Annotated in this window: 3 protein-coding genes; all 3 read left to right on the top strand. The window is 72.7% G+C overall.

Annotation, left to right across the window (positions count from 1 at the left end; genetic code table 11):
* Nucleotides 1-60: 60 nt before the first annotated feature.
* Nucleotides 61-297, top strand: coding sequence for a hypothetical protein (locus ACWD4G_RS06035; protein ID WP_451290981.1), 237 nt, complete (start codon nt 61-63; stop codon nt 295-297).
* Between the two features lie 218 nt (nt 298-515).
* The gene (locus tag ACWD4G_RS06030) at nt 516-10,292 is read left to right on the top strand and encodes a non-ribosomal peptide synthetase/type I polyketide synthase (RefSeq protein WP_451290980.1); all 9,777 of its coding nucleotides are present in this window, start codon (nt 516-518) and stop codon (nt 10,290-10,292) included.
* Nucleotides 10,282-11,571 (top strand): cytochrome P450, encoded by a 1,290-nt coding sequence (locus ACWD4G_RS06025; RefSeq protein ID WP_451290979.1) that lies wholly within the window; start codon nt 10,282-10,284, stop codon nt 11,569-11,571. The genes ACWD4G_RS06030 and ACWD4G_RS06025 overlap by 11 nt, the downstream gene beginning before the upstream one ends.
* The last annotated feature ends 46 nt before the right edge of the window (nt 11,572-11,617 follow it).

The raw sequence follows: 11,617 nt of genomic DNA, 5'->3' as shown, positions 1-11,617 counted from the left end.
CCCTTAGTATCGAAGCGAACACTGTCGGTGACCAGACGGTGACGGGAACAAGGGGGCGTCATGCGCGGGCAGTTGAGCATCCCGCTGCGCCATGTCGCGTACCCGGCGCTCCACCACGCGTTCGGCGGCTTCACCCGGCGGCCCGGCCGGCGCACGGTCACGTCGGGGCTGCCCGACCAGGCCGACTCTCCCCGGACCGGCGCGGTGCTCGCCAGTCGTCTCCATGCCTGGCGCCGGCCCACCCGCGCCGACGACTCCCCACCAGGCCAACCCGGGGTGCGCCGCTCCACCGGCTAGACCCGCTCGGCCCGGCGTGCCGGCCGACCGTGGCCCGCCACCGCCCCGTCGCCACCCCATCGTCAAACCGTCCCGCTCCATCCCGACCTCCGCGGCGCGCCCCCGCGGCCGACCCGGCTCCCGGCCCGCACGGACCGGGGCGCGCGCCGACGTCCCCACGCCCGTACGGCCCCCACACCGGGCCGCGCGTGCGAACGCAGCGTCTCAAGGACTCGACCATGACGGATTCATGCCTCGTCCCCTCCCCCGACCCCGCCGATACCACCACCGCCCGTCCCCGCTCCGACACCACGGCCGCCAACGCCCTGGAACTCTCCACCTCGTTGGACGTCCCCACCGCCGCCTTCTCCACGGCGTCCGCGGTCCCCGCCGCCCGGGACACCACTGCCGGGCCCGCCCCCTCTCTCGCCCCCTCCCCCACCGGCCCGCCCCCCGTCGGCGTCCCCGGCCAGGGCACGGAGAAGATCGCGATCATCGGGATCGGGTGCCGGCTGCCTGGCGGGGCCTGTGACCATCGGACGTTCTGGCAGAACCTGGTCGAGGGCAAGGACTGCATCACCCCCACCCCGCGCAGCCGGTACGACGTGGCCACCCTGGGCAGCCGGGACAAGGCCAAGCCGGGGCGGCTGGTCGGCGGACGCGGCGGCTACATCGACGGGTTCGACGAGTTCGACCCGGCCTTCTTCGGCATCAGCGGACGCGAGGCCGACCACATGGACCCGCAGCAGCGGAAACTGCTGGAGGTGGCCTGGGAGGCGCTGGAGGACGGCGGACAGAAACCGGCCGAGCTGGCGGGCCGTCAAGTCGGCGTCTACATCGGCGCGTTCACCCTGGACTACAAGATCGTCCAGTTCTCCGACCTCTCCTTCGAGACGCTCGCCGCGCACACCGCCACCGGCACGATGATGACGATGGTGTCGAACCGCATCTCGCACTGCTTCGACTTCCGCGGCCCCAGCGTCTCCCTCGACACCGCCTGCTCCTCCTCCCTGGTCGCCGTCCACCTCGCGGCACAGAGCCTGCTGCGCGGCGAGACCGATCTCGCGCTGGCCGGCGGCACCCTGCTGCACCTCACCCCGCAGTACACCATCGCCGAGACCAAGGGCGGTTTCCTCTCCCCCCAGGGCCGTTCCCGCACCTTCGACGCGTCCGCCGACGGCTATGTCCGGGCCGAGGGCGTCGCGGTGGTCGCGCTGAAACGGCTCTCCGACGCCGTACGCGACGGCGACCCGATCCACGCCGTCGTCATCGGCAGCGGGGTCAACCAGGACGGCCGCACCAACGGCATCACCGTGCCCAACCCCGACGCCCAGGTCGCCCTGATCGAGCGTGTCTGCGCCGAGGCCGGGATCGTCCCCGGCAGCCTGCAGTACGTCGAGGCGCACGGCACGTCCACACCGGTCGGCGACCCCATCGAGGCGAACGCGCTGGCCCGGGCCCTCGCGGTCGGCCGGCGGCCGGGCGACAGGTGCTACGTCGGGTCGGTCAAGACCAATATCGGGCACACCGAGTCGGCGGCGGGCATGGCCGGGCTGATCAAGTCCGCGCTGGCGCTGAAACACCGGCTGATCCCGCCGCACATCAACCTGGAGCGGCTCAACCCCGCGATCGACGCCACCACTTTGCCGTACGAGATCCCCACCGAGCCCACCCCCTGGCCCGCCCACGAGGGGCCAGCCCGGGCCGGGGTCAACTCCTTCGGCTTCGGCGGCACCAACGCCCATGTCCTGCTGGAGGCCGCGCCGGAGGCAGTCGAGGACGAGGAGGCCGCTGTCCCCGAGGAAGTGCTTGACGTCGACGAAGGCGGTCAGGTGGGGGCGGGGGATGGTCAGCCCTGTTGGACGGTGCTGCCGATCTCCGCCCGGGAAGCCGTCGCCCTGCCCGAGTTGGCCGCCGGTGTCCGGGACGAGCTGGCCGGGGTGCGCGGTGGTGTTCCGGCCCGTCCCGCCGATCTCGGTCACACCCTGGCCCATCGGCGTCAGCACCACGATGCCCGGCTCGCGGTGGTCTACGACTCCCGTGACACCGCCGCCCGTACCTCGCTGGACGAGGCGCTCGGCGCCTATCTGCGCGGCGACGCGCACCCCCGTGTGGTCACGGGCCACCGCCTCGCGCCCCAACAGCGGCGATCGGCCTGGGTGTTCACCGGGATGGGCCCGCAGTGGTGGGCGATGGGGCGGCAGCTCTTCGCCACCGAGCCCGTCTACCGGGACGCCGTAGAGCGCTGTGCCGAGCATCTGGCCGAGCTGACCGGCTGGTCCCTCCTCGATGAACTCGCCGCCGACGAGGCGCACTCCAGGATGGCCGAGACCTGGCTCGCCCAGCCCGCCAACTTCGCCGTCCAGGTCGGACTGGCCGCGCTCTGGCGCAGCCGCGGGGTCCACCCTGACGCCGTCGTGGGCCACTCCACCGGCGAGGTGGCCGCCTTCCACGAAGCGGGCGTCTACGACCTGGCCGACGCCGTCAAGGTCGTCGTCCACCGCAGCCGGCTCCAGCAGCGGCTGGCCGGCAGCGGCGGCATGCTCGCCGTCGCGCTCGGCGAGGCCGAGGCGGTCCGCCGGCTCCGCCCGTACGGCGACGCGGTGTCGGTGGCCGCCGTCAACAGCCCCACCTCGCTCACCCTCGCCGGGGACACGACCGTACTGGCCGAGCTGGCCGCCGCGCTCACCGCCGAGCAGGTCTTCGCCCGCCCGCTGACCGTCGAAGTGCCGTACCACAGCAGCAGGATGGAGCTGATCAAGGACGAGCTGCTGGAGTCGCTGGCCGATCTCAAGGCCCGTCCGGCCCAGGTGCCGCTCTATCTCACCGGGCGCGAGGGCACCGCGCACGGCACCGAGCTGGACGCCGACTACTGGTGGCACAACGTCCGGGACAGCGTCCGCTTCCGGCAGGCGGTCGAGCGCATGGCCGACGACGGATACGGGCTGTTCCTGGAGATCGGCCCGCACCCGGTGCTCGGCCGCTCCATCGTCGAGACGGTCGAGGCCCGCGCAGCCGCCCGCGCCACCGCCCCCACGCCCGACCGCGCCACCGCCCGAACCGGTGACGCCCGCGCCGGCGGCATCCGCGGGGTCGGCGGCGCCGCCGGGCTCCCCGAGGTCCGTACGCTGCCCTCGATCCGCCGCCAGGAGGACGAACGGGCCACATTCACCACCTCGTTGGCCGCCCTGCACACCCTCGGTGTCGAGGTCGACTGGTCGGTGCTGCAGCCCGCCGGGCGCACGGTCCCGCTGCCGCGTTACCCGTTCCGCAGGGACCGGCACTGGGTCGAGCCCCGCCCGGTCGCACAGGTCCGGCAGGGCCGGGTGGACCACCCGCTGCTCGGCCGCCGGCTGCCCGGCGCCGAACCGGCCTGGGAGGCCCGGCTGGACGCCGAGGCGCTGCCGTATCTGGAGGACCACCGCATCCAGGGCAATGTGCTCTTCCCCGCCGCCGGTTACCTGGAGATGGCCGTCCAGGCGGTGCGCGCGCTGACCGGTGGCACCGACGCCGCGCTCGCCGATGTCGAGCTGCGCAAGGCGCTCTTCCTGTCCGACGAGGAGAGCCGCGCCGTCCACCTCACCCTCTCCGCCGAGCACGGCGCCTTCACCATCGCCACGCCCGCCGGGGAGGGCACGGAACGGACCGTGCACACCGTCGGCACCGTCCGGCCCGGTCAACGCCGCCGTCCCGCCCGGCCGTTGGATGTCGCGGCGGTCCTGGGGCGGGCCGTCCGGCAGCTCCCCGGGCCCGACTGCTACGCGGAGCTGGCCGCGCTCGGCTACCACTACGGCCCTGCGTTCCGGGGCATCGAGGAGGTCTGGATCGGCCCCGGCGAAGCGCTCGCCAGGGTGCGGCCGACGACGGAGGTCGCCGGGCAGGGCGCGGACCACCAGGTGCACCCGGTGGTGATGGACGCCTTCTTCCAGACCCTGTTGACGCCGCAGCTGGCGGCGCCGCTCGCCCAGGGCTCCGGCATCCGGCTGCCGGTCGCCATCGAGGAGGTCCGGCTGGACCCGGTCGGCGACCGACCGCTGTGGGTGCACGCCACGGTCACCCGGGACACCGGCACCGAACTGGTCGGCGACCTCGCGGTGTACGACGAGCGGGGCGTGGCGCTCGGCGTGATCACCGGGTTCCGGGCCGCCGATGTCGAGCGTGCCGCCACTGCGGTGGGCACGGCCACCATCGACGGCTGGCTCGCCGAACCGGTCTGGACGGAGCTGCCGGACGCCCACGACACGACGGACACCCCGGGTGCCTCCGCGCTGTCGGCCGGGCAGCCGGACCACTGGCTGCTGTTCGCCGACCGGCAGGGCGTCGCCGAGGCACTGGCCGAGCGGATCACCGCACGCGGCGGCAGTTGCGAGCTGGTCCGGCCGGGCACCGGGTACCGCGCCGCCGGGGACGGCCGCCCCGCCACCGTCGACCCCGCCTCCGCCACCGACCTCACCCGGCTCCTGGCCGCCCGCCGGACCTCCGGCACACCCGACCCGACCACCGTCGTCCACCTCTGGAACCTCGACCACCCGGAACCGACGGCCGCGGGCCCCCGCGACACCGACGCCCAGGCCCAGGCCCACACCCACGCCGCCACGGCCGACCCCACCGCCGCCTACAGCCTCGTAGCCCTCGCCTGCCTGCTGTCGGCCGAACTGCCGGACTGCCGGCTGCACATCGTCACCCGATCCTCGCAGGCCACCGCCCCCGGCGAGCGGGTCGAACCGTTCGGTGCCCCCGCCTGGGGCATCGGCCGGGTGCTGCGCCACCAGGAGCTGCCCGGTCACCCCGGCAAGCTGGTGGACCTCGGCCCGGCCGGGGACACCGGGGACGAGGCGAGCGCCCTGCTGCGTGAGTTCGCGCTCGCCGACGAGAACGAGGTCGCGCTGCGCGGAGGCCGTAGGCTCACCTGCCGGCTGCGCCGCCCCGAGGGGCTGAGCCGGCCGCTGCCGCCCAGCCTCCGCCCGGACGCCGCGTATCTGGTGACCGGTGCCTTCGGCGCGCTCGGCCGGCTGCTCTGCCGCACCCTGGTCCGGCGCGGCGCCCGCCGGTTGATCCTCATCGGCCGGGGGCCCCTCCCGCCGCGCGAGCACTGGCGCGAGCTCGACCCGACGAGCCCCGAAGCCCAACGCGTGACCTTCCTCCGTGAGTTGGAGGCGCTCGGCGCCGAGCCCGTCCCCGTGTCGCTGGACATCACCGACGAGTCCGCGCTGGCGGCCTGGCTGGCCGGGTACCGACTGCTGGACCGGCCGCCGATCCGTGGCGTCTTCCACCTCGCCGGGCAGGTCAGGGACACCCTGGTGGGCGAGTTGGACCGGGAGACGTTCGACGCGGTGTACGGCCCGAAGGTGCTCGGCGCTCTCGCCCTGCACCGGCAGCTGGCCGGCGAACCACTCGACCACTTCGTGCTGTTCGCCTCGATCGCCTCCCTGCTGACCACCGCCGGACAGACCAACTACGCCGCCGGGAACGCCTTCCTGGACGCACTCGCGCACCACCGCCGGGCGCTCGGTCTGCCCGCGCTGAGCCTCGACTGGGGTCCCTGGGCCACCGGCATGATCGAGGAGCTGGGCCTGATCGACCACTACCGCAACAGCCGGGGCATGAGTTCACTGGCCCCGGAGACCGGTATGGCCGTACTGGAGCGGGTGCTCGGCCAGGACCGGGCGCAGTTGCTGATCGCCACGGTGGTGGACTGGCCGGTCTTCCTGTCCTGGTATCCGGCTCCGCCGCCGCTGGTCGCCGAGCTGGCCGCCACCGCCCCGGAGGCCGGACCCGACGCCGAGCGGACCGGGCCGCTGGAGATGCTGCGGGCCGCCGGGGAGGAGGAGCGGGCCGCGCTGCTCGGCGAGTGGTTCACCTCGGTGGTCGCCGGTGTGCTCCAGGTGCCGGTCGAGCAGATCGAGACGGACAGCGGGCTCGGCGGCCTCGGTCTGGACTCGCTGCTCGCGATGGAGCTGCGGGCCCGCCTCACCACCGAACTCGGCACCACCCTCCCGGTGGTGGCCCTCCTCAGCGACGCACCGGTGGCCGAGCTGGTCGCCCAACTGCACGACTCCCTGACCGAGTTGATCGACGAGGAGCGGGGCGGCCCGACCGGCGGGGCCGAGGTCGAGCGGTACGAGGACGAGTCGTCGTACCCGCTGACGCAGAATCAGAAGGCGCTGTGGTTCCTCAAGCAGCTCAACCCGGACGGCTTCGCCTACAACATCGGTGGCGCGGTCGAGGTCCGGGTGGAGCTGGAGCCGGAGCTGATGGCCGTCGCCTTCCGGACCATGGTCGAGAGGCATCCCGGTCTGCGGGCCAACTTCGTACTCGACGGCGGGCAGCCGGTGCAGCGGATCTCCGCCGAGGTGGAGCCGGACTTCGGGGTCGTCGACGTCGAGCACCTGGACTGGGACGAGATCCACACGATGATCGTCCGGGAGTACCGCAGGCCGTACGACCTGGAGCGCGACCCGCTGGTGCGGTTCCGGCTGTTCCGGCGCGGCCCGGCCCGCTGGGTGATCATGAAGGCCGTCCACCACATCGTCTCGGACGCGATCTCCACGTTCACCTTCATCGAGGAACTGCTCGCGGTCTACGAGGGGCTGCGGCGGGGCCGGGCACCCGAGCTGCCCCCGGTCGGGGCGCGCTACCTCGACTTCCTCAACCGGCAGAACGAGTTCCTCGCCGGGCGTGAGGCGCCGAGGATGCTCGACTACTGGCGTTCGCATCTGCCCGCCGACGTACCGGTCCTCGGTCTGCCCACCGACAAGCCGCGCCCCTCGGTGCAGACCCACAACGGCGCCTCCGAGTTCTTCGTCCTGAACGAGGAGCTGAGCGCCCGGGTGCACGCACTGGCCCGCGAGCACAACGTCACCGTGTTCATGGTGCTGCTGAGCGCCTACTACCTGCTGCTGCACGCCTACGCGGGCCAGGACGACATCATCGTCGGCAGCCCGGTGACCGGCCGTACGGACGAGGAGTTCGCCGGTGTCTACGGCTACTTCGTCAATCCGCTGCCGCTGCATGTGTCGTTGGCCGGTGAGCCGAGCGTGGCCGAGCTGCTGGACCGGGTGCGCACCACGGTGCTGGGCGGGCTGGACCACCAGGAGTACCCGTTCGTGCTGCTGGTGGAGAAGCTCGGGCTGCGGCACGACCCGAGCCGCTCGGCGGTCTTCCAGGCGATGTTCATCCTGCTCCACCACAAGGTGGCCACCGAGAAGTACGGCTACCGCCTGGAGTACATCGAACTCCCCGAGGAAGAGGGCCAGTTCGACCTGACCCTGTCCGCGTACGAGGACGAGTCGGAGCACCGGTTCCACTGCGTCCTGAAGTACAACACGGACCTCTTCCACCCTGAGACCATGGCCCGGCTGGCCGGGCACTACGTCAACCTGCTGGAGGGTCTGACCACGGTCGGACCCGAGCGGCCGGCGACCGGGCTGGAGCTGCTCGGCCGTGCGGAACGGGCCCTGGTGCTCGGCGAGTGGAGCGGCGCGGACCGCCGGGTGGCGCACGAGGAGCCGGTGCACGAGCTGATCCTGCGTGCGGCGGCGACCGACCCGGAGGCCGTCGCGGTGGTGATGCCCGCCGAGTCCGGCCCCACCGTCCGGATCGGTTACGGCGAGCTGGCCGAGCGCTCGGCGCGGGTCGCGGCCCGGCTGCGGGCGCTGGGCGCCGGGCCCGGCACGGTGGTGGCCCTCTGCCTGGAGAAGTCACCGGAGCTGATCGTCACCCTGCTCGCGGTACTCCGCACCGGCGCCGCCTATCTGCCCCTCGACCCCGGCGACCCGGCCGACCGGCTGGCGTACATGGTGGAGCGGACGGGGGCAGGACTGGCGGTCGCCGCCGACCGGGACCGGCTCGGGCGACTGTCCGCCCAGGTGGTCACGCCTGGTGAACTCGGCGCGGAGGACGGCGGGTTCGGCCTCACGGACAAGGACGCGTTCATCGACGTACCCGTACACCCGGACGACCCGGCCTATGTCATCTGCACCTCCGGCTCCACCGGCCGCCCCAAGGCCGTTCGGGTCGGTCACGGCAATCTGGCCTCCGCCTACCAGGCCTGGCGCACGGAGTACCGGCTGGACACCGACGCCAGGGTCCACCTCCAGATGGCCGGCCCCTCCTTCGACGTCTTCACCGGTGATGTGGTCCGCGCGCTCTGCTCGGGCGGGACGCTGGTGCTGGTCGGCCGGGAACTGCTGTTCAACACCGCCCGGCTGCACGAGGTGATGCGCGCCGAGCGGGTGGACGCCGCCGAGTTCGTACCGGCGGTGGTCCGCGTCCTGGTCGAGACGTGCGAACGCTCCGGGCTGCGGCTGGACTTCATGCGGCTGCTGGTGGTCGGCTCGGACGTCTGGAAGGTGGAGGAGTACGAGCGGCTGCGCGCCCTGTGCGGTCCGTCGACCCGGCTGGTCAACTCCTACGGCCTCACCGAGGCGACCATCGACAGCTCCTGCTTCGAGGGGCCGGTCGACGGTCTTGAGCCCAGCCGGATGGTCCCGATCGGGCGGCCGTTCCCGAACAGCGCCTTCTATCTCCTCGACCCGCACGGCCGTCCGGTGCCGCCCGGTGTCACCGGTGAGCTGTGGATCGGCGGCTCGGGTGTGGCCCTCGGTTACGCGGGCGACGAGGAGGAGACCGCTCGCCGGTTCGTCACCCTGCCGCTGGGCGGCGCGGACGGCACCGAGCCGGTCCGGCTCTACAGGACGGGCGATCTCGCCCGCTGGGACGCGGAGGGCCGGGTGCATCTGCTGGGCCGGGCCGACTCGCAGATCAAGGTGCGGGGTCATCGGATCGAGCCGGGGGAGATCGAGAGCCGGCTCGCCGAGTGGCCCGAGCTGGAGCGGGCGGTGGTCACCGTCCGGCCCGACCGGGGCGGCGAGCAGGTGCTGTGCGCCTACTGCGTACCGGCCCCCGGGCAGGCCCTCGACCGGCGGGCGCTCCGCCGCCATCTGGCCGGCCGGCTGCCGACCTTCATGGTCCCGACGCACTTCACGGAAGTGCCCGCGCTGCCGCTCACGGTCAACGGCAAGGTGGACGTGGCCGCGCTGCCCGCCCCCGAGGCGGACGCCGGGGAGCGGTCCGTCGAGCCACCGGTCACGCTGTACGAGGTCCGGATGGCCGAGCACTGGCGGAAGCTGCTGGGCATCCGGGAGCCCGGGCTCCAGCACGACTTCTTCGAGTGCGGTGGCTCCTCGATCCGGCTGATCGAGCTGATCCACGGTCTGCGGGCCGAGTTCAACATCAGCATCCCGGTCAGCCGGCTGTTCGAGGTCACCACCCTGCACGGGATGGCCCGTACCGTCGAGCACATCATCACGGGCCGTATCGAGGGCGCCGAGCCGTACCTCTGGTTCAACCGGGAGCGGGAGCGGACCCTCTTCTGCTTCCCGCCGGCCGGTGGCCATGGCCTGGTCTACCGGCAGTTCGCGGCCCATCTGCCGGAGTACCGGTCGGTGGCCTTCAACTACGTGTCCGGGGACGACAAGGTCGACCGGTACGCGGACCTCGTCGAGTCGCTCCAGCCGGAAGGGCCCTGCAGCCTGCTCGGCTACTCGCTCGGCGGCAACCTCGCCTTCGAGGTCGCCAAGGAGCTGGAGCGGCGCGGCCGTTCGGTCGCCCATGTGGTGATCGTCGACTCGCATCGGATCGCGCGGTCCTACGACCTCGCCGACGAACACGTGCGGGTCTTCGAGCAGGAGCTGGCCGAGCATCTGCGACGGCACACCGGCTCGGCCGTGGTCGCCGAGGAGACCCGCGAACAGGCCCGCGACTACCTGCTGTTCTGCAGCCGGACACCCAACGTCGGGACGGTCGCCGCGGCGATCGACGTGATCTCCGACGCCGAGAAGGTGGCGCTCCACGAGCCCGGCTACGAGGGCGCCTGGCACGGCAGCTCGGCCACCCGTACGACCGTCCTCAAGGGCTTCGGCTCCCACGCCGAGATGCTCGACCACGCGTCCATCGCCCACAACGCCCGTCTCGTCCGCTCGATCCTCACCGGAGCCGACACCCATGCGACCTGACACCGCCACCGGGGCGGACCGCCCCGGCCCGGACACACGGCAGCGGCCCGCCGCCGTCCCCGCCCCCGTAGGAGAGACGAATCCGCCCATGCTCGGTCAGCAGCAGCCCCTATCCTATCCCTTCGAACCACGCGGCCTCGAACTCCCGCCCGCCTACGCCGAGTTGCGCGAGCAGCCACCGGCCCGCATCCGGATGCCGTACGGCGACGGCGCCTGGCTGATCACCCGGTACGAGGACGTCCGGGCGGTGCTGGCCGACCCCCGGTTCAGTCTGGCCGCCTCGATGGGCCGGGACCAGCCGAGGATGCGTCCGGTGGCCCGTACCGGCGCCGGGCTGTTCTCCACCGAGCCGCCCGAGCACACCCGGCTGCGTCAGCTGGTGGCCCGGGAGTTCAGTGCCCGCCGGGTCGAGAGGCTGCGGACGCGGGCCGCGGAGCTTGCCGACGAGCTGATCGACGGGCTCGTCGCCTCGGGCCAACCGGCCGACCTGGTCGAGGACTTCGCCATCCCGATGCCGACCACCATCATCTGCGAGGTGCTCGGCATCCCGGCGAAGGACCACCGGATGCTGTGGCACTGGGCGGAGACGGTCCTCTCCGCGGTCACGCCCGCCGAGGTGCTGGCCGTCGAGGGCAGGGCGTTCATGGAGTACATGGTCGCCGTGCTGGAGCTGCGGGGCCGCGAGCCGGGCGACGACCTGCTGACCACTCTGGTGCGGGCCTGCCGTGAGCAGGGCCTGATCGACGAGGAGGAGCTGCTGTCGATCGCCTGCGATCTGCTGATCGCCGGTTTCGTCTCCACCACCAACCAGATCGGCAACTTCTTCCACCAGCTGCTCGTGAACCCCGAGGAGCTGGTCCGGCTGCGGGAGCGGCCGGAGCTGATCCCCAAGGCCGTCGAGGAGCTGATGCGTTATGTGCCGCTGCTCACCGGCTTCAATCTGCCCCGGTACGCGACCGCCGACGTCGATCTGAACGGGGTCACCATCCGGGCCGGCGAGGCGGTGATGATCGCCACCGCCGCCGCCAACCGTGATCCGGAGGTCTTCCAGGAGCCCGAGCGTCTCGTCCTGGACCGCCCGGTCAACCCGCACATCGGCTTCGGACACGGCGTGCACTACTGCGTGGGCGCCCATCTGGCCCGGCTGGAGCTCCAGGTGGCGATCGAGCGGACGCTGAGCCGGCTGCCCGGGCTGCGGCTGGCCGTCCCCGAGCACGAGCTGCGCTGGAAACAGGACGCGATGGTCAACGGTCTCCAGGCGCTCCCGGTCGCCTGGTGAAGCAGTCGAGGACGCAAACGAGGACGACGAGGAAGGCCAGGACATT

The sequence above is a fragment of the Streptomyces sp. NPDC002643 genome, assembly GCF_053592555.1.
The sequence above is the reverse complement of the archived record's forward strand: the minus strand, read 5'-3'. Positions and strand labels throughout refer to the sequence as shown.